The sequence below is a fragment of the Bradyrhizobium sp. Ce-3 genome (assembly GCF_022835695.1).
In the GTDB taxonomy this organism is placed as follows: Bacteria; Pseudomonadota; Alphaproteobacteria; order Rhizobiales; family Xanthobacteraceae; genus Bradyrhizobium.
The window spans coordinates 302294-324926 of record NZ_BQUV01000006.1 but is presented as its reverse complement, the minus strand read 5'-3'; the positions used below and the strand labels follow the sequence as shown (position 1 = coordinate 324926).

Annotated in this window: 28 protein-coding genes and 3 pseudogenes; 15 read left to right on the top strand and 16 right to left on the bottom strand. The window is 60.3% G+C overall.

The window, feature by feature from the left end; genetic code table 11:
* Positions 1-852: 852 nt before the first annotated feature.
* Both groL and groES read right to left on the bottom strand, forming a co-directional pair.
* Positions 853-2475: a chaperonin GroEL gene (gene groL / locus BRSPCE3_RS22320; protein ID WP_244068267.1), complete on the bottom strand. Its 1623-nt coding sequence runs from the start codon at positions 2473-2475 to the stop codon at positions 853-855.
* Positions 2476-2523: 48 nt separating this feature from the next.
* Entirely contained in the window at positions 2524-2838 is a 315-nt protein-coding gene (gene groES / locus BRSPCE3_RS22315) for a co-chaperone GroES (protein ID WP_244068265.1), read from the bottom strand.
* 702 nt (positions 2839-3540) lie between these two features.
* On the opposite strand from groES, the gene BRSPCE3_RS22310 reads away from it, so the two are divergent.
* The 9 genes and pseudogenes from BRSPCE3_RS22310 to BRSPCE3_RS22260 form a co-directional block, all read left to right on the top strand.
* Complete coding sequence (locus BRSPCE3_RS22310) at positions 3541-3801, top strand: hypothetical protein (protein WP_244068264.1); 261 nt, start codon at positions 3541-3543, stop codon at positions 3799-3801.
* 1136 nt (positions 3802-4937) lie between these two features.
* On the top strand, positions 4938-5393 hold the full coding sequence (locus tag BRSPCE3_RS22295; protein ID WP_283843157.1) for an NADH dehydrogenase ubiquinone Fe-S protein 4: 456 nt from the start codon (positions 4938-4940) through the stop codon (positions 5391-5393).
* Between the two features lie 556 nt (positions 5394-5949).
* The gene (locus BRSPCE3_RS22290) at positions 5950-6171 is read left to right on the top strand and encodes a hypothetical protein (RefSeq protein ID WP_244068262.1); all 222 of its coding nucleotides are present in this window, start codon (positions 5950-5952) and stop codon (positions 6169-6171) included.
* A gap of 39 nt (positions 6172-6210) precedes the next feature.
* Positions 6211-6846, top strand: a complete 636-nt coding sequence (locus tag BRSPCE3_RS22285) for a MarC family protein (RefSeq protein ID WP_244068261.1) — start codon at positions 6211-6213, stop codon at positions 6844-6846.
* 745 nt (positions 6847-7591) lie between these two features.
* Positions 7592-8041: an Hsp20 family protein gene (locus BRSPCE3_RS22280; protein ID WP_244068260.1), complete on the top strand. Its 450-nt coding sequence runs from the start codon at positions 7592-7594 to the stop codon at positions 8039-8041.
* Positions 8042-8125: 84 nt separating this feature from the next.
* The gene (locus BRSPCE3_RS22275; protein ID WP_244068259.1) at positions 8126-8623 is read left to right on the top strand and encodes an Hsp20/alpha crystallin family protein; all 498 of its coding nucleotides are present in this window, start codon (positions 8126-8128) and stop codon (positions 8621-8623) included.
* Between the two features lie 92 nt (positions 8624-8715).
* Positions 8716-9249, top strand: a complete 534-nt coding sequence (locus BRSPCE3_RS22270) for a hypothetical protein (protein ID WP_244068258.1) — start codon at positions 8716-8718, stop codon at positions 9247-9249.
* 479 nt (positions 9250-9728) lie between these two features.
* Positions 9729-9962, top strand: a complete 234-nt coding sequence (locus BRSPCE3_RS22265) for a DUF6894 family protein (RefSeq protein WP_244068257.1) — start codon at positions 9729-9731, stop codon at positions 9960-9962.
* Between the two features lie 431 nt (positions 9963-10393).
* A pseudogene (locus BRSPCE3_RS22260) lies at positions 10394-10666 on the top strand (carbonic anhydrase); the annotation flags it as partial.
* Positions 10667-10837: 171 nt separating this feature from the next.
* On the opposite strand, the gene BRSPCE3_RS22255 reads toward BRSPCE3_RS22260, so the two are convergent.
* The 4 genes and pseudogenes from BRSPCE3_RS22255 to BRSPCE3_RS22240 form a co-directional block, all read right to left on the bottom strand.
* Positions 10838-11029: a CsbD family protein gene (locus tag BRSPCE3_RS22255; protein ID WP_244068256.1), complete on the bottom strand. Its 192-nt coding sequence runs from the start codon at positions 11027-11029 to the stop codon at positions 10838-10840.
* A 480-nt stretch (positions 11030-11509) separates the two neighbouring features.
* Positions 11510-11963 (bottom strand): annotated as a pseudogene (locus tag BRSPCE3_RS22250) (hypothetical protein); the annotation flags it as partial.
* Between the two features lie 58 nt (positions 11964-12021).
* Positions 12022-12267 carry a hypothetical protein gene (locus BRSPCE3_RS22245; RefSeq protein ID WP_244068255.1) on the bottom strand — a complete coding sequence of 82 codons (246 nt, stop codon included), beginning with the start codon at positions 12265-12267 and terminating at the stop codon, positions 12022-12024.
* A gap of 24 nt (positions 12268-12291) precedes the next feature.
* A complete protein-coding gene (locus BRSPCE3_RS22240) occupies positions 12292-12513 on the bottom strand; it encodes a hypothetical protein (protein WP_244068254.1) in 222 nt (73 codons plus the stop codon).
* Positions 12514-12954: 441 nt separating this feature from the next.
* On the opposite strand from BRSPCE3_RS22240, the gene BRSPCE3_RS36180 reads away from it, so the two are divergent.
* Both BRSPCE3_RS36180 and BRSPCE3_RS36175 read left to right on the top strand, forming a co-directional pair.
* Positions 12955-13173 carry a hypothetical protein gene (locus tag BRSPCE3_RS36180; RefSeq protein WP_375709946.1) on the top strand — a complete coding sequence of 73 codons (219 nt, stop codon included), beginning with the start codon at positions 12955-12957 and terminating at the stop codon, positions 13171-13173.
* Positions 13170-13382, top strand: a complete 213-nt coding sequence (locus BRSPCE3_RS36175) for a glycosyltransferase (protein WP_375709945.1) — start codon at positions 13170-13172, stop codon at positions 13380-13382. Before BRSPCE3_RS36180 ends, BRSPCE3_RS36175 begins: the two co-directional genes overlap by 4 nt.
* Before the next feature lie 572 nt (positions 13383-13954).
* Here the strand turns inward: BRSPCE3_RS36175 and BRSPCE3_RS22230 are convergent.
* Positions 13955-14182, bottom strand: a complete 228-nt coding sequence (locus BRSPCE3_RS22230; RefSeq protein WP_244068253.1) for a hypothetical protein — start codon at positions 14180-14182, stop codon at positions 13955-13957.
* 232 nt (positions 14183-14414) lie between these two features.
* On the opposite strand from BRSPCE3_RS22230, the gene BRSPCE3_RS22225 reads away from it, so the two are divergent.
* Both BRSPCE3_RS22225 and BRSPCE3_RS22220 read left to right on the top strand, forming a co-directional pair.
* A complete protein-coding gene (locus BRSPCE3_RS22225) occupies positions 14415-15518 on the top strand; it encodes a DUF1236 domain-containing protein (RefSeq protein ID WP_244068252.1) in 1104 nt (367 codons plus the stop codon).
* A 24-nt stretch (positions 15519-15542) separates the two neighbouring features.
* Positions 15543-15860, top strand: a complete 318-nt coding sequence (locus tag BRSPCE3_RS22220; RefSeq protein WP_244068251.1) for a hypothetical protein — start codon at positions 15543-15545, stop codon at positions 15858-15860.
* A gap of 207 nt (positions 15861-16067) precedes the next feature.
* Here BRSPCE3_RS22220 and BRSPCE3_RS22215 read toward each other — a convergent pair.
* The 4 genes and pseudogenes from BRSPCE3_RS22215 to BRSPCE3_RS22200 all read right to left on the bottom strand — a co-directional run.
* Positions 16068-16171: pseudogene (locus BRSPCE3_RS22215) on the bottom strand (DNA ligase); the annotation flags it as partial.
* A gap of 547 nt (positions 16172-16718) precedes the next feature.
* Complete coding sequence (locus tag BRSPCE3_RS22210; protein ID WP_244068250.1) at positions 16719-16952, bottom strand: hypothetical protein; 234 nt, start codon at positions 16950-16952, stop codon at positions 16719-16721.
* Between the two features lie 93 nt (positions 16953-17045).
* Positions 17046-17183 (bottom strand): DUF1236 domain-containing protein, encoded by a 138-nt coding sequence (locus tag BRSPCE3_RS22205; protein ID WP_244068249.1) that lies wholly within the window; start codon positions 17181-17183, stop codon positions 17046-17048.
* A gap of 198 nt (positions 17184-17381) precedes the next feature.
* Positions 17382-17579 carry a hypothetical protein gene (locus tag BRSPCE3_RS22200; protein ID WP_244068248.1) on the bottom strand — a complete coding sequence of 66 codons (198 nt, stop codon included), beginning with the start codon at positions 17577-17579 and terminating at the stop codon, positions 17382-17384.
* Between the two features lie 13 nt (positions 17580-17592).
* On the opposite strand from BRSPCE3_RS22200, the gene BRSPCE3_RS22195 reads away from it, so the two are divergent.
* Positions 17593-18996 carry a TAXI family TRAP transporter solute-binding subunit gene (locus tag BRSPCE3_RS22195; protein ID WP_244068247.1) on the top strand — a complete coding sequence of 468 codons (1404 nt, stop codon included), beginning with the start codon at positions 17593-17595 and terminating at the stop codon, positions 18994-18996.
* A gap of 825 nt (positions 18997-19821) precedes the next feature.
* Here BRSPCE3_RS22195 and BRSPCE3_RS22190 read toward each other — a convergent pair.
* The 3 genes from BRSPCE3_RS22190 to BRSPCE3_RS22185 form a co-directional block, all read right to left on the bottom strand.
* Positions 19822-20184, bottom strand: a complete 363-nt coding sequence (locus tag BRSPCE3_RS22190) for a PRC-barrel domain-containing protein (protein ID WP_244068246.1) — start codon at positions 20182-20184, stop codon at positions 19822-19824.
* 80 nt (positions 20185-20264) lie between these two features.
* On the bottom strand, positions 20265-20393 hold the full coding sequence (locus BRSPCE3_RS36080; RefSeq protein ID WP_283843156.1) for a hypothetical protein: 129 nt from the start codon (positions 20391-20393) through the stop codon (positions 20265-20267).
* A gap of 195 nt (positions 20394-20588) precedes the next feature.
* Positions 20589-20825 carry a hypothetical protein gene (locus tag BRSPCE3_RS22185; RefSeq protein WP_244068245.1) on the bottom strand — a complete coding sequence of 79 codons (237 nt, stop codon included), beginning with the start codon at positions 20823-20825 and terminating at the stop codon, positions 20589-20591.
* A gap of 305 nt (positions 20826-21130) precedes the next feature.
* Here BRSPCE3_RS22185 and BRSPCE3_RS36170 point away from each other — a divergent pair, with 305 nt between their 5' ends.
* Entirely contained in the window at positions 21131-21265 is a 135-nt protein-coding gene (locus tag BRSPCE3_RS36170; protein WP_375709944.1) for a hypothetical protein, read from the top strand.
* Positions 21266-21642: 377 nt separating this feature from the next.
* Here the strand turns inward: BRSPCE3_RS36170 and BRSPCE3_RS36165 are convergent, their stop codons facing one another.
* Together BRSPCE3_RS36165 and BRSPCE3_RS36160 are read right to left on the bottom strand one after the other, a co-directional pair.
* Complete coding sequence (locus BRSPCE3_RS36165; protein ID WP_375709943.1) at positions 21643-22182, bottom strand: YihY/virulence factor BrkB family protein; 540 nt, start codon at positions 22180-22182, stop codon at positions 21643-21645.
* A gap of 20 nt (positions 22183-22202) precedes the next feature.
* Complete coding sequence (locus tag BRSPCE3_RS36160; protein ID WP_375709942.1) at positions 22203-22589, bottom strand: YhjD/YihY/BrkB family envelope integrity protein; 387 nt, start codon at positions 22587-22589, stop codon at positions 22203-22205.
* Positions 22590-22633 lie beyond the last annotated feature (44 nt).

Sequence of the window (22633 nt, the reverse complement as noted above, 5' to 3'; positions counted from 1 at the left end):
CGGCAGCGTGGGCGCCTTTATTGCTTGAAGGGCTCGCTTCATCGTGTGAGCCAACCACAATTGGAGACCAATCTACTGGCGCGCTCGATCAAGCCGCCGGTCGACAGGTTCTTCCATAGTCCTCTCGGACAATTATGCCAGCCGGCGCGTCCGCGGGGATGGTATTGCAGGCCACGGAACCGCCTGGCTCTTCGCGATCGTGCGCGATGAGGGGTTCGCACCTGCGGCCGACCAGCCTACAACGGGTGATTGGCACTGCCCGGTGAGCATCGCGATGTCGCGGTGCGCACCGGGCATTGTGGGCAGGAGTTAGCCGATCGTCGGCTCTCCGTGCACGCAGTCTGGCGAAACCTCGAAAGCCCTCGATGGGTCAAGGCTCGGTACTATGAGAGTGTCAATTCTCATTGTCGGGGATGTTGTGCTCCACCTCATCCAGGGCATCGAGCCGGAATATGGGATCGGCGGAAGCGGAAGTAGGTCCTCCTTCGTTGTCGGTGGACCATTTGTCCGTTGCGGGCTGTCAGCTCCCCACGCCGCGAGCGACGGTAGGCTCAGGACGGCTGCGAGCAATCCCGTCAGCAGCGTACGGGTGGTACGGGGTGCGGCGGAACCGTTGCTTCGATGCTCCGCACGAGCGGAGCCAATGATTCGATCCAGGATCATCTCATCCTCCTATCGTTCGAAAACCTGTCAGCGCGATCGTTGCGAAAGCTCGAGGCGAGCGCAGCTCCGTCTCGACGCAACACAGCTGGAAACTGCATGCTCATCGTGAGATTCTTGCTCGTTATCTGCTACCTCCCTGCTACATTGAGCGAGCGGTGCCCGGGGCGCCACGCCCGGGCACCGACCTAGTCAGAAGTCCATCGACGGCGCGACCGGAGCCGGGTCCGCCTTCTTGGGCTTGTCGGCCACCAGCGCCTCGGTCGTGATCAGCAGCGAAGCGACCGAGGATGCGTCCTGGAGCGCGGTGCGTACGACCTTGGCCGGATCGATCACGCCGGCCTTGACCAGGTCCTGGTAATCGCCGGTGGCCGCATTGAAGCCCCAGTTGTAGTCGCTGTGCTCAAGGAGCTTGCCGACAACCAGGGAGCCATCCTCGCCCGCGTTCTGGACGATCTGCCGTGCCGGCACCTGGATCGCGCGACGCACGATGTCGATGCCAGCCTTCTGGTCGGCGTTAGCCGTCTTGATGCCGTCGAGCGCTCTGAGCGCGCGCAGCAGGGCGACCCCGCCGCCAGGAAGAATGCCTTCCTCGACCGCGGCCCGGGTCGCATGAAGGGCGTCGTCCACCCGGTCTTTGCGCTCTTTGACCTCGACCTCTGTGGCACCACCGACGCGGATCACGGCGACGCCGCCTGCGAGCTTGGCCAGCCGCTCCTGCAGTTTCTCCCGATCGTAGTCGGACGTGGTGTCCTCGATCTGGGCCTTGATCTGGGCGACGCGCGCCGCGATGTCCTTCTTGGCGCCGGCACCGTTGACGATCGTGGTGTTCTCCTTGTCGACCACCACCTTCTTGGCGCGGCCGAGCATGTTGAGAGTGACGTTCTCGAGCTTCATGCCGAGGTCTTCTGAGATCGCGGTGCCGCCGGTGAGGATCGCAATATCCTCCAGCATCGCCTTGCGGCGATCGCCGAAGCCGGGCGCCTTGACGGCAGCGACCTTCAGCCCACCGCGCAACCGATTCACGACCAGCGTCGCGAGCGCTTCGCCCTCGACGTCTTCCGCCACGATGAGGAGCGGCTTGCCGGATTGCACCACTGCTTCGAGCAGCGGCAGCATGGTCTGCAGTCCGGAAAGCTTTTTCTCGTGGATCAGGATGTAGGGGTCTTCGAGCTCGACCCGCATCTTCTCGGTGTTGGTGACAAAGTACGGCGAGACATATCCGCGATCGAACTGCATGCCCTCGACCACCTCGAGTTCGGTGTTGAGGTGCTTCGCTTCCTCAACCGTGATAACGCCTTCGTTGCCGACCTTCTGCATCGCGTCTGCAAGGAAGCGGCCGATCTCGGTGTCGCCATTGGCGGAGATGGTGCCGACCTGCGCGATCTCGTCGTTGGATGTGATCCTCTTCGCATGAGTTTTCAGATCGGAGACAATTGTCTCCACCGCAAGGTCAATGCCGCGCTTGAGGTCCATCGGATTCATGCCAGCAGCCACCGATTTCGCGCCCTCCTTGACGATGGCCTGCGCCAGCACCGTCGCGGTGGTGGTACCGTCGCCGGCGAGGTCGTTGGTTTTCGATGCCACTTCGCGGACCATCTGGGCGCCCATGTTCTCGAACTTGTCCTCAAGCTCGATTTCTTTGGCGACGGTGACGCCGTCCTTGGTGATGCGCGGCGCGCCAAACGACTTTTCGATCACCACGTTGCGTCCCTTGGGACCGAGCGTGACCTTCACTGCGTTCGCCAGTGTGTCCACGCCGCGCAGCAGGCGGTCGCGGGCTTCGGTCGAGAATTTTACGTCCTTGGCAGCCATGATGTCGATCTCCTTTCTGTTCAATGACTGTCAGCCTACCAGCGGCCTTTAGGCCGCCTTCTTCAGCTTGCCGCTGTCTTCGACGACACCAAGAAGGTCGCTCTCCTTCATGATCAAGAGATCCTGGTCGTCGATCCTCACCTCCGTCCCCGACCATTTACCGAACAGGACCCGGTCTCCAGCCTTCACATCGAGCGGGATCAGCTGTCCCTGTTCATTCCGCGCTCCGGGACCCGCAGCGATGATTTCGCCTTCCTGCGGCTTCTCCTTCGCGGTGTCGGGAATGATGATGCCGCCGGCGGTTTTCTCCTCGGCATCAAGGCGGCGCACGAGCACACGGTCGTGCAGCGGACGGAAATGCATGCACATCCTCCTTTGCAATCTAGCGATGTAATTTGACCGGGGCCGGATCCCAGCCCCGGCGGAAAATCCAATTAGGATCGTAGAAGGACCATTCAAGAGGTCGGCCAAAACTTTTTGACAATCCGGGCTCGTAGTGTGCCGAGCATCGCGTTGAACCCAGTTTTGCGTTTCCCTGATGACCGCTATTTTCCGAACCGCAAAAACGTTGGCTTTCAATGGATCACTCGCACGGCCTTGCTGGCCGACCTGATTGCCATCTGGCGTCAACGAAAGTACCGATAGACCGTCCCAACGGTGGCCCTAGTCAAGCACATCCCCCCTGTAGCCAACATCTCCGTGGGGGCGAATCCGAAGGGGCAAGCCGCTCTATCGTGGGCCGCGGTCCACCAGGTCGGAAGCGATAGACTCGAAGATCAGGAGCTTCTTGAAAGATCGAGCAGCTCATCTAAATCAATTGCCGCCAAGGCCCTATTGCAGGGAACGGCACGCCAAATGCCGCGAGGATCTGGCGTTTCGGCATAACCGCGTTGCTTGCAGGAGAATGTGGCTATGAAGCTCTATCATCTTCCGTCTGCACCCCACTGGGGTGCAATCATCGAACGAAGCTTCAACCGAATTGTTCGCTGGTTCGCCGGCCCATTCAGAAATTGGCGCGCCAGGCTCTCGGCTTGGAGAAACAGGACTTGAACTGGAGGGCGAACAATGCGTGGCTTTTACGTAGCGTTTGCCTTGTCGATGCTGGTGGTCGGCACAAGCCAGGTCGCCGGAATGGAGCGGGCGCCGCCCAAGCGTAACGTCCAGTCCATTGCGGCGGTTCAAGCGAAGTCATCTGATCCGGTGACGCCGATCCGGAAAGCCGGTCTCAAGCGTCAGTTCAGCGCCACTCCGGACTTCCGCGCTGAAGAGCTCATTCCTGATATCTGCAAGGGGTGCTCTTTCCGAGCCGGTGATGGAATTCGATGACTCGCGTTGCAACCGCTAGGACGTCATCGCGCGGATAGGTGCCGCACGACGTCTGCGGCCACCCGACATAACGCGCGCAAGCGTGTCATCGTCGATCGCGCAGCCTATTCACGCTTTTTGTTTGGTAAGGAGGATCCAATGAAGGGAAAAGCAGCTCTGACGGCCCTTGCGGCTTTGGCTTTCACGTCGAGCGCCGTGGCCATGCCGAATGGTCTGCCGCGAGCGCAGCATACATCTAAGGTCGACCCCAATGTTGAGCAAGTTCGCTGGATCTGCAACCCGTGGGGACGATGCTGGTGGCGCCCGAACTTGTATGGCGCCTACGTCTATTATCCGCCTCCGCCGCCGCGCTTCTACGTGGGCCCGCCGTGGTGGCATCGCCGCTGGCATTGGCATCATTGGTGGTGAGGACGAGGACAGCGGGGCCGCCCCGAGGGCCCCGTTCGTTCATTAAGCTTGTAAGACGCCATTGACGGACGGATTGCCCGCCGCTCCGGTCTCGTGCCACGGGATTTCCGTTAATTCGTTTGTGACCGGACCAACCCGGGGCGGGGCGAAAGGCACGTGGCGTGCACATGACCGGTTCAACGGAGCTAATGGAACCACCGCTTGCAAACAGCGTAACGTGATGTCCCTCCTCGGTTAGGCAATGCACGACGCCCTCCCTCCCGCCGTAAAGCCGCGGCGGCACGCTCCCGAACAACGGAGCAACCGGTGCAATTCGCGTTTCATCCTCCGTATGTAAGCTTGCTCGTAGGACCTGACGCGTTGCTCGTTTGGTGCACTCCCGGAGCTGTCGCTTATGGCCGCGCTATGAACACTAAGGGGGCGCCGTCGTTACTCCTTGCGATGCAATCGCTCCACGCATGACTTTCCACAGAGACGGCAAGTAGATGGGATGGCACACGCCGCGTCCGCAAGAGATAGCAAGGGACTTGAAACGTCAAAGGTCGCTTCTAAGTTGGCTCGGCACAAACACGTAACTGCTCGGCTGCAGTCACCGCGTTTGCGAGCATGACCCGAGCAAAATGCTCGCCCGGTGTCGTTAGTGGCCATCGTGCCGCGCTGCCGCATGAAGAAAAACGGAGACCAACGAATGTGAATTAGGCAACTCAACACTACCAGCGGAGGCGGAGATGCCGGCCAATACCCGATCTACATTTCCAGCTGATGCTCAAGCCGTCATATACAAGGTGGCGCCTTCAGTCATGACTTCAGCGCCGCGGAAAGAAGAATGGAAACTTAAGTTTGAGCGTCGCACGCCGCTGAGGATCGAGCCATTGATGGGTTGGACGGAAGACGATGATCCGCTCGCCCTACTCGAGCTCTCATTTCCCTCAGCAGCGGCGGCGATCGCCTACGCTCGCGGACAGGGGTTGCAGTACATGCTTCTGGATCGTCCAGCATGTGACCAAGAACCCGAGTTGGTCTCGCGTCATGGCTTACCCGAAGGCCCAGCAGCGCCGGATCCGCGACGGAAGTCTGAAAAGCATAGGAGGGCAGCTCCACGAACCATTACTCGCCGGCTGATGCCCTTTCCGAAGATTTCGGTTTCGGTGATCTCAAGAGGCTTGCAATCGAGCACTGCTTGAACGTCGAGCGCGAACCGGTTCTCAGGACTTCCGTCACAAGGGCGTCGTCATCCCACACGAGGTTGGGACGTCATGCAGGATGTGGCACTCGCTGACTCTCACGAATCCGAACACAGAGTTGGCGGGCGTACCCGTGCGGCGCTGGCACGGCAGCCGTGCCATTGCGATTGATGACCTGACAGCCAGACGCTCTCGTGCCGCGACAAGCTCTCCAGGCTAACCCCTTTCCGAGAAACCTTGAAAAACCCGAGTTTGCTCCTATCGTCTTTTGTGAGCAAGCTTCACATTGCTGACGGATATTCGGTCGGAGGCAATTGACTGTGGACACGAAACGGGGATCGAGTTTTGCAGGTGCCGGAGATCTTGTGGCGCACGCTGAGGCGGCTCGCCAGTACCTTGCCGAGCTGAGCGCAGCCTGTGCGAACGGTGACAAGAGCACGGCCCGCAGGGCACTGCGCCAGGCAATCAGTGAACTCGAACTCGCCCGCGCGATGTTGCGGATTGGAATCGACTGACCTGGAGTGCTGATGTCGGGCGTTTGGCCAGAGATCTCGTCATGACGGCGCAGCTTCACGATTTACTCACTGAGGCACTTGAAAGCATCAAGTCGGGCGGCTTGATCCGAAAATACAGTCTGGTTTGGGCCGGTCGTAGCGAGGCGCCACGCATCATCGTGTGGAAATCCGCCGACGTTTCAGACGAGGCGTTGCGTCGTACGATGATGAGATCACTGGCCGGCCTCGCGGCTGAGTCGCAGATTGCCATCGAAAAGGATTGAGGACTGCAGAGCAGCCGCTGTCCTCGGTAGACCACGACCATGCTTTGGAATCAGTTCATCGGGATCACAATGCTGCTCTACGCGCTGACGAATCCGGTCGGAGCGATTCCAATCTTTCTGGCGATCACGCGGCAAGCCGGAAGCGCGAATATCCATCGCATTATTGTTTTGGCCTGCACGGCGGTCGCGGTTTTCTTCGTGGGGGCCGCCGTGCTCGGCAAGGAGATCCTGGGTTTTTTCAACGTCGGCCTCAACGACTTCCGTATCGCGGGCGGGTTACTCGCGCTGGTCATCGCGCTCGAGATGTTTCAGGCCCAGTATGGGAAATTCATACAATCACCCAGCGGAGTGGACAGCCGTGAGGTAGATATTCATGGAATGGCGATAACGCCGTTTGCATTCCCGTTACTGGTCGGCCCAGCCGAAGTGAGCATCATCATCACCCTCTCCAATGATAATCCGGGCTGGCTATCGAAGGCGCTGCTTGCCGCGGCGTCGATCAGTGCAACATTCCTGATCGGGGTGACACTCTGGACGGCAGCGGCGATTGAGCGGTTCCTGGGAAAGACCGGAATTAACGTCATAACACGCATCATGGCGCTCATCGTAGCGGCGATAGGCGTGAACTTCATAATGACGGGCCTTCGGAGCGAATTGCCCGGATTGGCGGGCTGAGCTTCTGCCGCGGCCAGCTGCCGGCAGGGGCTTCGAGCCGGCGGCAGGAAGACCCTCGCGCTGGAGCGCCTTCCCGCTGGCTGCTTGCGGGTTATCGTCCGCCCATATGCGATTGCCGCGCATCAGCTTACGCCTCGAATCCAGGGTATGGCGTCGAACGAAATTCGAGACAAAGAAGGAATGTAATCAGTTGGGCGGCTCAGCTTTTCCCATTGAGAGCAAGCTGGTCCGCATGGGCAACTGACCGGTGGCGGTGGAGGTGGAGCGAATGGAAATGCCGTAATGGGCTGGCACGAATGTTGACAGATGTGCCTCCCCGGGGGTGGCTCAACTCACCGCTGCCAGTGACCTAGCCGGGATGTCACCGTTCTCTAGTTGTCCTGCCCCTTGATCTGGATCAAGGAATTTAAACCTCTCGAACAAAGTGCAAACGCGCCTCCCATGCCGTCTGGTACGCGAGCCACAATGCCCCGCATCAGCGCAGCTCGCCCGTCGTGCGCTTGGTGGGCAAATTGAACGAACTCGGTTCCGGTGCGGGCTGGAATAACCGAGCCAAACCAAGCCAAAAATTTTTACAGCCACCCTTGAAACTGAATGCCGCCTTTCTAATTGGATTTTTGCCGCTTTCGGGCGGGTGCCGGGCGCCAGGTTGGGCTCGGCAGAGCGAACAGGGCGCCGGACCGGTGTCTTGCACCATATGTCTTGCGCTCCTTCGTATCCATCTTGCTCTCAGGAGGACTTGGTTATGAGGACATACGATTTCACCCCCCTGTGGCGTTCGAGCATCGGATTCGATCGCCTCTTCGATCTTCTCGACGAAACCCAGCATCGGTCCGAAGACAATTACCCGCCGTACAACATCGAGCGGCTCGGCGAGGACCGTTACCAGATCTCGGTGGCACTGGCCGGCTTCAGTCAGGATGAGATTTCCGTGACGGCCGAGCAGAACGTACTGACTGTAGAGGGGCGCAAGGGCGATAAGGACCAGCACGAATTCCTCTATCGGGGCATCTCGGCGCGTCCCTTCAAGCGGCAGTTCAACCTTGCCGATTACGTCCAAGTGAAGACGGCGATGTTCGACAATGGTCTGCTGCGGATCGAACTCGTGCGCGAAATCCCCGAGGCCATGAAGCCTCGGCGCATCGCCATCGAAAGCGACGCTCCTGCCGCGCAAATCACGCAGAAGGCGGCCTGAGCCCGCTTCATGTTGGGTCAAATCACGCACGGACGATAGTCGCCCGTGCGCGGACCAGCTGCATGTTAAGTTAAGGAGGATATCATGGGTATTCGGGATCTGGTTCCCTGGACCAAAGGTCAAGAACTCTCAACCAGGCGCGAGGCGTTCGATCCGTTTCTCACGCTCCACCGCGAGATGAACCGCCTGTTCGATGACGCCTTCCGCGGCTTCGGCTCTTTCGGTCGCATCAACACTCCGCTGATGGAGGGCCAGTTCAGCTGGCCGCGCCTGGAACTGAGTGAGACCGACAAGGAGGTCGCGGTTTCTGCCGAACTTCCGGGCCTCAGCGAAAAGGATGTCCAGATAGAAATCGCCAATGGCGTCCTTTCGATCCGCGGCGAACGGAGAGCCGAACGCAACGACGATTCCAAGTTCGTCAGCGAACGGTACTACGGATCTTTCGAGCGACAGATTTCGCTTGATGGCGTCGAAGAAGACAAGGCGAGAGCCGAGTTCAAGAACGGCGTCCTCATCGTCACGCTACCGAAGTCCGAGCAATCGAGATCGAGCGTCAAGCGTATTGCGATCAATAGCAACTGACATCTGAGGTCGGCGGCGCGCAAACGTCGCCGACCTCATCCTAAACTCGTATCAACCCGTCTCTGGACGAAAGGAGAAATAGGAGACACGGCATGAGCCACGTCAATCATAATGCCAACATCATTGATCCCCTTTTCCATCCGGTATCCCACTACAATTCACCGGGAGATGTATTGCACGATGCTCGGCTTTCGACAGACGAGAAGCGCGTCATCCTCTCGTCCTGGGCGTCGGATATGTACGCCGTCGAGTCCCAGTCGGCTCTTCGGGAGGTGCCCGGCATCACGCATCAGTTGCGCCTTGCCGACATCCTGTCCGCGCTGAAGCGTTTGGACGAGGAGAATGACCCGCCGCCTCGCGGCGGAATGGCGATGCGGCCGCCTCGCTTCAGCAAGCTTGTTTGCGCTGTTTCCGATCCAGAACGACATGCTGCGACGAGGCGGCATCGGCCGTTGAGAATATCTCGCGCCGATGCTCGGTGGACCCGCGAAGCAAATGTACGGCGGTACCGGCGGCTGTTGGACACGCAACTGACTGACGCTGAACGCAACTTCATCAGGCGGCGTCTTGTCGAGGAACTAAAGGGCTTGATCGCCTCCAGGAGCGAGCGTCGTCACACCAACTAGCCCGGGTTCGGACGGTGTACGACTGCGAAACTATCGAAGAAGGTAAGAAAAGATGGCAGCAGATCCGTTAGCTCAAGCGAAGATGGGTACGGAAGCCCTTGCGCTGTGTATCGCAGGGGTCTTGTGCGAACGTGACCCATCGCTTTTGTCCCTGTTCCAAGAGAGTGCGAAGACGCTTCATCGCATTCTCGATGATCGTGGAGATCATGAGGCGGCAGCAATGATCGGCGCATTTGGTCGAGCACTAATCAAGCGTCCTCCAATCCCAAATTGACAATAATGACGAGCCAGAAGGATACAAAGAACGCTCGACCTAGGCGCTCAAGTTGAAAGGAACGTCGTTGAGCTTGAACAACAACGTGGACTGGAGGGATATTTGATCTGTGATTCTGTCTCCATGCCAATCATCTGCGGAGCCTCGCAGTTTCGTTGCCGCGCAGGCTCATAGTGCAGCGCGATCTAGATTGAGCTTCCGGACGATGAAACGCTACTTCTTCGACATCCGGGAGGACGATGAACTCGCGGTAGACGAGGAGGGCATCCTCTTACCCGATATCGAGGCAGCCGAGATCGAGGCAGCTAAATCGTTAGCTGACGTCGTGCGCGATCGAGCCATTGCCAATAGGTCGCGTCAAGTCACCATCGAGGTGCGAGATGAATCTGGAGCCATAGTGGGAGAGCTCAGTCTTCAGCGTGCGGCGCGAAGGCATTGATTGACGATAAGCCGCTCGCGCCCCGTTGACGGGCATGACGTTCTTGCGTGAAGGCTGCGCCATTCCGCCAGAGGTCGCGGAGCGCGAGCGGTAGGACGCGAAACTACCGTGAGCGGGCCGTTATGCACGGCGCGCTCAGATGGACGGTGGGCAGACCATGGCGACGCGGCTCGCTCAGAGTCCGGTCAACGGCTGTCTGCCAAGCGCGCGAGCGCTCGGTTGGCTGATTGCCAGTTGGCAACCCTGACTCGCTTACAAACAGAACTGGCGAAATCAAGTTCGACAGTTAGTCGAAACGCCGCTACCCGGTAGTTACGGAAGAGGGCGCGTCCGCTGCGTGGATACAGCAATTCTTGGAGCCGATTCCATCGAAGGCAGGAGCATCAAGAACGCGGGCGCCCCTGGGGAATAGGCAAAGGATTGGAGGAGTCATGTTAGAAGATCTGAAGGAGAATAATCGCGCCTGGGCGGCCCAGACACTTGCGCAAGACCCAGAGTTCTTTCGACGGCTCGCCCGGCAGCAGTCGCCGAAATATCTCTGGATTGGCTGTTCCGACAGCCGCGTGCCGGCCAATACGATTGTAGGTCTCGATCCCGGCGAGTTGTTCGTACATCGTAACGTAGCAAACCTGGCTTCTCCCGAGGACGCCAATTATCTCTCGGTTCTTCAATTTGCGGTGGATGTGCTAAAGGTCGAACATATTGGCCGGCAGAAGACAGCAGTGGGTTAGCCGCTTGCCTTCTCGATCTTCGCAAAAAGCTTTAAAATCGTGGCTCTTTGCGGAGTGGCGTCACTCGCGATGTGGCTACAGCCGGGAGCGCCCCGTGGCGGAGAAAGGCCGCCCGAAGGCGGCCAGTTCTTGATCATCCGTTGCTTATTTTTTAAGGGCATCAGCGGCGTCCCGGGCCGCATCCTTCACGTTTCCCGCGGCGTTGTGGACAGAACCCTTGGCCTTGTCGATTTTACCTTCGGCTTCCAAGTCCTTGTCACCGGTGAGCTTGCCGGCACCTTCTTTGACGGCGCCTTTTGCCTTGTCGGCAGCACCCTTAATGTGTTCGCGATCCATGATCGTGTTCCTCTACTGTCTGGGATGTGGGATAACGAAAGAGCTAGGCAGTCGTTCCTACGAGAGTGGGGTCTTCCAAGCGGGCGTCCGCCGATGGCTCTGAGCGAGCAGCCTGAGCGAAAGGACATGCTTCCAAATCGGCTGTTCGCGGGCAACGTCCTCGCGATAATCGGATACCTCGGCCTTGTTACAGCTCTCAACGGCTGCCTTCGGTTGTGACAGATTGATGCACCCCAGCGACGCCTGCGAGCACCGTTGGCTTTAGCGAACTGAATGGCGTAGTGCCCAGCGCCGCACCCACCATCAGCTTCACTGGCCTTCAATTCTCCATCACGAGTTGTCCCAACGATTGAGACCATAAAGTCTTGCCAGGCAGCTTCCGTGATCTTCAGTTTCGTTAACAGGGTTCCGGACGATCTCGGCGCGCTCTGAGCGCGGGCCTGCGGTGCCCGTCGTTCGGTAAACCCGGCGGCGCGACCTACTTCCGCTGAGGGACAGGCTCACACGGGTGACGACCTCGTCCCAGGCGCGCTCTTCTTCGGCGGGATAGTTGATCAGCACGCAATGGACCAGCCGTCCCGAGAAGTTGCAGCGGTTGTACCAAACCTTGTCGCCCTTATAGCTGGAGACCGCGAAGAAGCGGGGTGTCACTCGCTCTTGTATTGGATGCGGGAAGGCGGTGCTTCTTCGCAAGAAAGGCAGCGGGTGAATTGTTCGCGAGGTTGGGCGCGGCTTGGATCGTGAGATCGGCGCGGCCATCTGCGGTTCAGAATCGTTGCCCGTACCCGTCCGGTCGGCCGGCTTCTTCTGTGAAGATCGAGAAAGGGAACTCCACCGAAGTGCCGCTCTGCGGAATGGTGTACCTGGTCCATCTCACCGGCTGCGTCGAGACCGTCGATGTCGCGGCAGCGAGTGCCAAGGCAAGACTCACCATGATTGCTATCATCGCATATCCCTCCGGATCGCGTTCCGCTGAACCGGCGGAGCCGGTCCTACCCTTCTTTCAACGCCGACTTGACCTCACGTACCGGCCAGCTTTCGCCGTCCTCGATCACACGGACCTTTGCGTCTCCGCCGACCAGCACGTGAGAACTCAAATCATCGTCAGCCGGTATGACGACGATTTCCGTCTCGGGCTTCCAGTTCAGCGTTAGGTCGAGATCACCAGGGAAGGCCTGCCAGCGCGAGCCGTCCTCAAGCTCGACGATGTGGCTCTCGGAGTGTGATCTGATCTTCATGGCGCGGGCCAAGGTGCCAGCGCGCTACTTCTGCCCCGATGGAGCTTGGGGGTAGGAATTGTTCGGGTTCTGCTTGTTCGCTTCGTGATGTCCAACCGCGCATCCCGCAGCAGCGCCCAGCTTGCCATGGCCCGCCATGTGGCCGGCAACACCGCCGACGATGGCGCCCTTGATGCATCCTTTGGCTTCCGCCGGTGACGCTAAGGCGAGTACGGATAGGCAAATGATGGTCAAGATCGCTTTCATGATCGTTCTCCGAGTTGAAACGCTTCGGAGAATCAAGTCGCATGGAGGATTGCCGTTCCTCTCGGGCAGCCGGTGGCCGCGGAATGCACGGTTCGCAGGACCGGAACCACTCGTCCCTCGCCTGCCGCACCTGGAGCGGCTGCTCGCCCTCTGGACGGCCGTGCCAGATCGCTCCGATAGCGGCCGCCCGATCTTGATGCATCAATTTCGCTGGATCAAAGGCTTCCTCCGCCTTTGCGATCGCCACGCTCGACGCCAGGCGCGCGATGGAACGGCCAAAACCTTCGGCGCTCCGCAGACTGATGTGAGTCTTAGGTTTCAGGATGCGAATGGATCGCGACCATCCCGCACGATTTGCCCAAGGACCTGTTTCGGCCCTCTTAGGAAGGTGGTTCGTACTTGGCTTGGTCTGCTGACGGCGGACAAGGGTCGCGGAAGACGGTGCGCATCGCACGTGGTGCCGAGATGCTGTTCCGGGTCGCCGCCAAGATACCTCGCGCGGAGACGGCCTACTTCAAGAAGAAGCTCGAACCGGACATCGATGGCGAAGAGGTCCAACTTGTCGACGAGATGGACGAAATCAGGAAGCAGCCGTTCCTCGCCGGGCCGCCGCGCTGCTGTTTCCGATCAATTAGCCGGAGCCTTTCGGGCTCGTCATGACCGAAGCGATGGCCTGCGAGACGCCCGTGATAGCCTACCGCTCGGCCTCGGCGCCCGACCTGATTGAAGACGGCGTTACTGGCTTCATCGTCGACAACGAGGAGCAGGCGATCAGGGCGGTGAACGAACTTGGGCCGGCTGGACAGGAGAGCCGTCCGCCCCCGGTTCGAGGAGCGCTTTGCATCGAGCCGGATGGCGAAGGCTTATGAAGCCCGATATCGCGAAATGGTCGCTCGCGTGAGAGACCCGTCCTGAGGCCGCCCATGTCGAACGGCCTCGGAGCCCGGTCGTTGAGTTGCCGAATGACGAGGCGCGCATGAAATCCATCTTCTCAACGACGGCGGCTTTGTTCTTCTTGCCACGGCGGCGTTCGCAGAAGAAGCGCCTGTCCCGCTGCCGAATCCAGCAGGCGGGCGATTAATTAAGCAAGCCGAGGACTGTTCCAAGCACGTGTGTTCATGCGGGCTTGCCTCCGCTCCGAAGGGAGGGCGGTCGCTGCCATTCGCTGGTGACGACCGAACTCGCTGACGAACGACGCGGAGAGGAGCCCCCGGGGCCCCCTCTTTGATGCCGGGAGCGCTCGCAAGAAGAAAAACGAAAACGGCCCGTCCGGTTCCTGGACGAGCCGCTCGCGCGAAAGTCTATTCGCTTAGTGCATGTGAACCAAGAAAAAGCCGACGCCGCCGACAACGACAATGGCGGGAACGGCCCACAAAAACAATACGGGCATTTTCTCCTCCAACTCTTTTCGAACGTTTCCGACAGGCCAACAGGGCCGAGCCTACTGTTCGGTGCAGACCTTGGTGGTCTTCACGGCCGACTCTGCTTCAGTCTTGGTCTTGTAGACGCCGTCGCCCACGACGGTGGTGGTCGTCGTCGTCGGCTTGGTGTCGACAACGGTGCACTTCTTGGTTGTCGCGTCGCGGACGATGTAGAATTCGGCGGCGCTGGCGGCTTGCGTGCCGATGGCGAAAGCGGCGATGGCGCCGCACACGATCAGCTTCTTCATGATGTGCTTCCTCCAATGGTTCGTAAGTAGTCACTGCCAACGACGGGTTCAGTTACAAGTTCCACCTGTTCCCGACGGCCCTGCCGTAGCGTGCTGCTGCGGTGTCGCAGCAATCTTTCTCTCGCCGGAATCAATCGTCGGCGCACGTGCAATTCTGATTGCGGAGTTTTCCCGATCAGGAACTCCGCCCACCATCGCGTGTTAACGGGCGACCGCATGAAGGAGATTCCAGATGAACACGCACTTCTTTTTGGCTACGACGGCTGCAGTCGCGATTGCGACTTCGGCATTTGCCCAGTCGTCTCCCAACACTTCGAGCTCTAATTCGCCGACCGCGCAACGACCGCAGGATTCCACTTCAACGACGCCGTCCTCGACGTCCACTACACCGTCGTCCAACTCGTCCGGGCAGACCAGCAATCCTTCGACGAACTCGGCCCAGACGCAGCAGCCTTCCTCGACCGGTCAGAACGCTGCGAACCAGTCGTCCAATTCCGGGACCGGGTCCAACGCCACGCAGGCGCCGACCCCCGGCAACTCGACCAATCAAGCCCAGACCAGCCAGCCTTCCAACCAGACCACTACGCCCTCAAACCAAGCGCAGACCAATTCGCCCTCGACCGGCCAGACCCAGAGCGCGAATCCGCCGGCCTCGACCAGCAATCAGGCGCAGTCTCCGACCGGCAGCAACTCGACCAACACGGCCCAGCAGCCGACCAACCAGCAGAACACGGCCGATCGCTCGTCGAACACCAATGTGAACGCGTCGGTGAACATCAACGATCAGCAGCGGACGCGGATCAGCACGTCGATTTCGCACCTGAACATTCAGCCCCTCAACAACGTGAACTTCTCGCTGTCGGTCGGCACGGTCGTGCCGCGCGACGTCCGCGTGCAGCCGCTGCCGGCGGAGGTGGTCGAGATCGTGCCCCAGTACCGAGGCTACGACTTCGTTCTGGTGAAAGACGAGATCGTCATCGTGGAGCCCTCCAGCTACAAGATCGTCGCCGTGATGCCGTACTCGGGCCGCTCGACCGCGGCGGCGCCGGCGCGCTCCGAGCAGCGCAAGGTCACCATCAGCGATCGTGAGCGCGAGGTGATCCGCAAGCATGCCAAGGCGCGTCCCGTCGAGCGCGAACGGCAAACGACCGGCAGTACGGTGCGAACCGAGATCCGCCGAGGCGAGCGAGTGCCGGACGACGTGGAGATCGATGCTTTCCCGGACGAGGTCTATCGCGAGGCGCCGAGCCTGCGGGAGTACCGATACATTCACCGGGATAGCCGCACCTACATCGTCGAACCGCAGGAACGTCGTGTCATCGAAGAGATCGACTGATCTCGCCAAGGAAGGAGAACGCTCATGAAGACAATTGCACTTGGAGCTTTCGCGACGGCCTTATTGGCTTCGGCTGCCTCCGCCGCTCCGCTCAATCCGACCGCGGTCGGTTCACCCGAGTTATCCGGGATCGACCAGGTCCGGCTCGTTTGCAACGAGTACGGCCGCTGCTTCCGGACCCGCGGTCCCCGCTATGTCGAGCGCTATTACGGCGACGACGACGGCTACGTCGTGCGCCGGAGCTACGGCTACTACGGCGCACCAGGATACTACGATCGCGGTTACGGCTACTACGGCGGCGGGCCGAGCATCGGCTTCAGCTTCGGCGCCGGCCGTTGGTAACCAATGAAAGGGCCGCTCGCCGAGCGGTCCTTTCGATACGGATATCGACGTTGCGGTGATCTGAAGTCCGCTCCTGCCAGATTGGAAGACGGAAAGAGCAACTGCTGGCGCGGCTCGACGCCGGACCCGGCCCTGCCGCTTTCGGATGCGGCTTCGACCGCTTCTGCAGGTGGCGGCGGCAGTCTCGTCAGATCCATGGTCGACCTAGACCGAGAAGTCGGTCGTGCCGTCGGCGGCCGGCACGACGATCTCGCCGTCGATGACCGCGGAGTCCCCCTGATGTGGCAGGCGTCGTGGGCGACCTTTTTGAATCCATGCCGAAGCTCACTGGCGAGTGGCTGGGGACCGGTATCGCCGGCGGCCTGCTTGCGGAGGCTGTAATCGGCGGGCTTGCCTCCTCGGCTTACGGCTGGGAACCCGGCTATGCGGCGGCAGCGGCTATTAGCCACTATGGCTACGACGAACCCTATCGCTGGGGCGGCGGCTACACGGCGCCCGTATCCTACGGCCACCGTTATCACCGCGTCGTGCGCCCCGCCCACGCCTATACCGCTGATCCTATCCGGTCGTGCGGGACCGCTGGCATCCCAACTACCCACTGTGAAACCAGTCCATTTAATCGCAACCAAGGCCGCGCGGCAAAGGCGCGGCCTTTTCGTGGTGGGGCCCATCTTCCGCTCACCGATCTCCGAAGAAAAGCTCGTGCCGTTCGAAAGCCAGCCGCCGTTCGCGAGCTCTTCTCGACATCCTCGTCAGTCGCGTGACATGCGGCTCCGCCCGGGACTTGGTCTGCGTTTCTTTCTTGATCTCCGAAGGAGGCGCTGCATGGAGGGCGGCCATCGCCTCCCGCAGCGGCTGCTACGGTTCGTCGGGCATCTGCTCGGCCTGCACGACCTTCGGGGCGTCGGCGCGCGGACGCGTGTGGAAGACGGTCTTCTTCGGAAGACTTCTCGCCGAGCCGATCCGGATGGTCATCTTGTCGGGATCGGTCACGCCTTCGCGCTCGGTCGGGGCCGGCAGGTACCGGTCCGCGGCAAAGAGCAGCGTCAGCAGAAGCCCGCCTACGAATACGAAATATTGGATGATCGTCATGGACCGCCGTTCTCGGAATGAAGGATCGCTTTTGCGGCTGGGGCCGGACGTTGAGCGGGGCGGGCCGCGTTCAGACGATGCGCCCCGCTTCGCCTAATCCACTTCCTGGACCACGGTGCGCGTCGACGGGTCGACCAGCATCACCCGTTCGCCCGAATAGACGTAGCGGTACTTGGTGAGCGAGGGGCCCCATTCGTCGGGCACTGCCTTGAGCTCGACATCGCGCGGCACCGGTGAACCGACGACGTCTCCTCGCGGCTCTGTATCGGACGGATCTTGTGTTCGGTGACGTAGGTACGGATTTTGGTGCGGTATTCGGGTTCGATCTGAACGGCAGCGGCATGGCCGGTGCCTGTGGTGGTGACCACCGTGGACTGCGCCATCGCGCCCGTCGAGATCATCACCGCCATCGCGGTCGTCAGTAGAAGCTTATTCTTCCTCCTCGCCGCCATATGCGGCAGCGTCGCGAACCTTCGAATGATGGCAGGTTCCGCCATCGGCGCCCGAAGAAGTATTCAGTGGAAGCCGGGTGAACTCATTATCGCGCAAAGGAACATTCCGGTCGGACACCGGTTCGCCCAAATTCCCGGCGGCGCGCTTGCAGTTCCCAAGCACACGTTTGTTCACGTAGGTTCTGCTGATGTCATCTTCCGATCCAGTCAGGAGTACCCAAGATCGACGCCAGCGAAGGCTATTGATCGTGCTGGCTTTGGGATTTGTTGTTTTCGGCGGCGCTGCGGCCTCCCTCTTCTACGTCTTGCAGCCCGAGATCCTCCGGGTGGCAGTCGGACCGGCAGGCAGCGACGATCATCAGGTGGTTCAAGCGATGGCCGAGGCTTTCGGAGAGGAAAGCAGGATGGTCAAGCTTTCCCCGATCACGACGGAAGGGGCGGCCGAATCCATGGCTCTGCTGGGCGTCGACAAAGCCGACCTGGCAATCGGTCGCGGCGACCTTGGCATGCCTGCCGACGCGCAGACAGTGGCCGTCCTGCGGAAGAACTACGTCGTCCTGTGGTCGCCCTCCGGGCGACTGGGCAAAGACTCCAGGAAGAAGGCCAGCGGCAAGATCGGAGAGATCGCCGATCTGGCGGGTCGCAAGGTCGGCATCATCGGAAGGACCGGAGCCAACCTCGCATTACTACGGACCATTCTCGGCGGCTCCGGCGTGGACCCGGACAAGATTACGACGGTCCAATTCGGGACCGAAGAAATCGAAAAACTTGCGCAAGACGCCACCCTCGATGCCTATCTCGCCGTCGGTCCGCTCGACAGCAAGATCACTGCCGCCGCGATCGCCGCGACTTCGCGGTCGCGCGGAGCTCCGAAGTTTCTTCCGGTCGAAGCATCCGAGGCGATCGCTTTGAAGAACGCCCGCTACGAAGCCGAGGAAATTCCGGGCGGTGTCTTCAACGCGAAACCGGCCTGGCCCGAGGACAAGGTCGACACCATCAGCGTCAACCATCTCATCCTGGCCAGGAAAGAACTGTCAGAAGCTAAGGCAGCGGCCTTCTACCGGCAGCTTTTCGCTGTCCGAGACACCATCGCGCAACGAGTCGCCGGCGCCGCGCACATCACGAAGCCCGAGACGGAGAAGGAGGCGGAGCCCTCCGTGCATCGGGGCGCCGCGGCGGTCATCAACGGTACCGAGCGAACCTTTCTGGACAAATACAGCGACTACTTCTGGTTCGCCTTGCTTCTTCTTTCTGGCATCGGTTCGGCCGCCGCTTGGCTGCGTCGCTATCTGAACCGGGACGACCGGGACGACACCACCAGTCATCGCAACCGCATTCTGGTCGTAGTCCGGAAGGTTCGCGACGCCGAGTCCGAACAGGATCTGCTGACGTCGCAGCGCGAAGTCGATGCGATCATCGACGAGACCCTGAAGTGCTACGATGATGGAACGCTCGAACAAGAGGACCTGGCCGCATTCGGTCTGGTACTTGAACTGTTCAATCATGCCGTAGCCGAAAGGCGAGCGACGCTGCAGGGCGTCCCGGCGGATCAAACAAAAGCTTCGGGTCCAACCCTTGCCTCTCGCCGATAAGCGCCCCAGGAATGCAACTCTCTATCGGGTCTATCGGGCGCTGTTTCGAAGCTGCTCGCTGCACTACGAAGGGGGATCGTGTCAGGTCGGGCGGCGCGAGGAGACGACAGCTGCGCGATGTGGAAGGCTAGGAGTGCGGCGTCTTCGCGCACCACCACTAAGGCGGGTTTGATCCCTACTTCTACCGACGCACTCAATTCGTTCGCCAGACGCAAGCCCGGAGGTGGCGCTCGTTCTTCGGGGGTGACAAACAACTTGCCGGACGTGGGCGTGGCAGTCAGCGCGCCTATAGGAACAGCGAACAGCAGCCTCGCGATGACCGGCAACGTCCAGAGCAGAAGGAGCAGCGAAAGAATTCACGATCGCCTTCGCGATCTCGGTCTCGTGCCGTTTTATAAGACGACCGGGGCGTCGTGACGCCGCTTACCGTCCTAGTCCGGTCGCCATTTAGTCAACATGAGCAGGCCGAAGTGAAGGGGAAAATATCCCTCGACCATCTTCGGACGATCAATTCTTCACGGCCGGGGCGCCACTCTCACCTCGAGCACGTCCACGTGCGCCGGTCTCAATGCCGATCGTCTGGACGCAAGTTTAGCGCGGCCTCGATCCCTTGCAGTTCACGCTTCTCAGCGTACCGCCAGTCCTCGATAAGTCCAAGGTTCGTTCCGATTATTGCAACGCCGAACGCCCGGGATGCGCGGAAGCGCAAGAGCCGTTGCACGCAAAGGCAGAGGCCCGTGTTCCACTGCGGATATAGGCAACGGCTCCTTTTAGGACGTGGCATCTTGCGAGGTTCGCCGATACCAACGATCCTAACAAGCCTCCTTAGAGACCCGTGACGCCATAGTAGTCGTTAACGGCGCGTGTCCGCGAAGTATCCTCCCAATTCCAGCTCGTCTCATCGGCGTACTTTGGTGCGCCTTCCAGCTGCTGCTGGGTGATGTTGGTCCGGTATCCGCCGAGTGCTGTGTCGTACTTCAGCGATTGCCACGGCAGGGGATAGTGATCATCGCCGAGGCCGAGGAAGCCGCCGAAGCTCAGCACCGCATAGGAAACCTTGCCACTCAGCTTGTCGATCATCACCCGCTCAATCGAGCCAATCTTTTGATTGTCGGCGCCGTAAACGGCCGTGCCCTCCACCTTGTCGCTACCGATCAGGGTGCCCGTCTCACGTTGTTCTGTGGCCATGAGGCCCTCCTCTGCTTTGAACACGGACAAACGGTGCCGAAGGCCAGACGTTCCTCGACTGCGCGCACGATCAAAACCGCTCAGCCGACCACGCCCCTAAGGCCCTGCACGATAATCCAGGCAAGGAAGGATGTGATCGCGGCAATCATCAGATCGGCACGACCCGATTGCAGAATGGTGCGCCGCAGGCGCTCAAGGAGATCATTCATCGAGGTCGCCCGCATCGAGGTGCGGATACCGGGGAGCCTTGTCGATCAGGGCAAAGCTAGATGCCCGTCGACCGGTCAATTCGGAGTTTATCAAAGAGCCCGGCGTAAGACAGGCCAAAAGTGAACAGAAGCCAGGGAGTCCAGTTCGGAGCGTTTCGAGGGGACGCCGATGTCGTTGTCAGTCGCGTGGCGCCCTCAACCTCCGGTGCCGGAGGCCCCGCCCTCACCCGCCGGGGGCGTTTTGTGCGAAGGTGGGCTCTCAGTGGGCGCAGCTTTGTCAGATGAGCCGGCCGAGAGCTGGCTCTCCGCATCTTCAAGTTCGGCCAAGATATCTCTCAACAGCAGCCGTCCCATCGGGTCAGTGGTCTCCGCCAGCAAGGCACGGTATTGCTCGACTGTTGCATGCAGCTTGTGACGATCTTCGTCAGTCATGGCCGTCTCCTCCAAGAGACGACGTAGTTGCGGCAGCGTTGTTGCAACGAGCCGTTCAATATCTCTCGGAGAAGCGCGGGCGAGTGCCGGCAGCCGCCGATCGCGGTCTTCATCGCGAAAAGCCGGGGCTCAATCTGGGTCGAGATCGTCCGCCGGCCGAAATCCACCCATCAGATCTCGCGGAGAAAGCAGGGATAGGCAGGCGTTGCTAAGCGTGTGTTCACAAACATTAATTCCGAAAAGGCCCGCTCGTAATGGCAACAAACTGACTGCGCGAGTTGAAGCTTCCGACAAAGGAGGTTGTTATGAAACTCAAGTACGCTGTAATCGGGCTATCCCTGTTCGGAGGCATAACCCTTGCTGCCAACTCGGCTTGGGCCATTCCGAACGGGCAGCCGGAAGCGGGCAGCATTGCCGGCGATAACGCGAACCTCGATTAGGTGCGCTGGGTCTGTAATCCTTGGGGCCGCTGCCATTGGCGTCCGAACTTTTACGGCGCCTACGGATATTATGGGCCCCGGTTCTATGGACCGCGCCCTTGGGGATGGCGTCACCGGTACTAGCATCGCTGCTAATGGCCCGACCCAGTTGCGGCTGCCCGTTCGTCGACGAGAGGCCGGCCCAGAGCCGGCGGTGGTGGCGGTGGCGCTCAGCGACTGCGGACACGGGCCAAAGCTTATCGGCAGAGCGAAACGCCCGTCGGCAAATCGATTTATGCATTCGACAGCGGCCGCCAGTCACGCGGGCGGGAGGTCGTCAGCGCCAGGTCGGCGCAACTTTCACAGTCCCGATAATCGATGCTTGGACGGGCAACATGTCACTCACCCTGTCCGAATCTAAATGTTGCGCTAAAGCGGTGCGGCTGCCAAGCGTCACGATCATCCAGCTGCAGCGAGGCCGGTTTCGAGCGATCGTCCCCATTATCTTGTTGATCGCCGGGTTTTGGCGTTGGCCCGGCGATGGCGCGCGTGAGTTCGGCGCCAAACGAGAAAATTTGCGCAGAGTAATAGGCCCACAGCAAAATCAAGATTAGGGCGCCAGCCGCGCCGTAGCCGGAACTGGCGGCAGTCGTCCCGAGGTACCAGCCGATCAACGATTTTCCGATCGTGAACAGGATGGCAGTGACGAAGCCGCCGATAATGACGTCGCGCCAGGCGATAGGCGCGTCCGGCAGCACCTTGAAGATGGCGGCAAACAACGCGGTAAACAGCGCTATCGAGACGACGGTATTTAAAAGCGACAGCAACGGCAGCGCGAAAGCCGCGTGCGTGCCGAAATAATTTCCGAGCGCCGCGAGGGCCGTACTTGCGGCCAAGGACACCATCAAAAGGAAGCCCAGCGCAGCGACGAGCCCCAAACTCGCAGCGCGCGTCCGGATCAAGGAAAACCAAGGTTGATCGGGTGATTTGACCTCCGAGGCGCGGATCCTCTCTGCATTTCGCTGAAGACGCCGGACGCCGTGATGACTACAATCAGTATACCAAGAAACGACGCGGCCGCGCTGGATGATTTGTCGCTTGACCGCGCGAGCATGGTTTGGATCAGTTCGCCGCCTTGCTGCCCGAACAGTCCACTCAGTTCCTTCACGAGGCTGCCACGCACGGCGTCTGCCCCGAATACGAGGCCGGCAATCGCCACCACGATCAGAAGGACGGGCGCGAGTGAAGTCACAACATAGAAGGCGATAGCGGCGCCCCTGCTTAATGCTTCATGGGCGAGAAAACCGCTCATGGCCTGTTTGAGAATTCTCCAAGTCGCCGCCATGGCCGACGTCCTGATTGAACGCACTTCAAGGCTTGCAGGCCCCG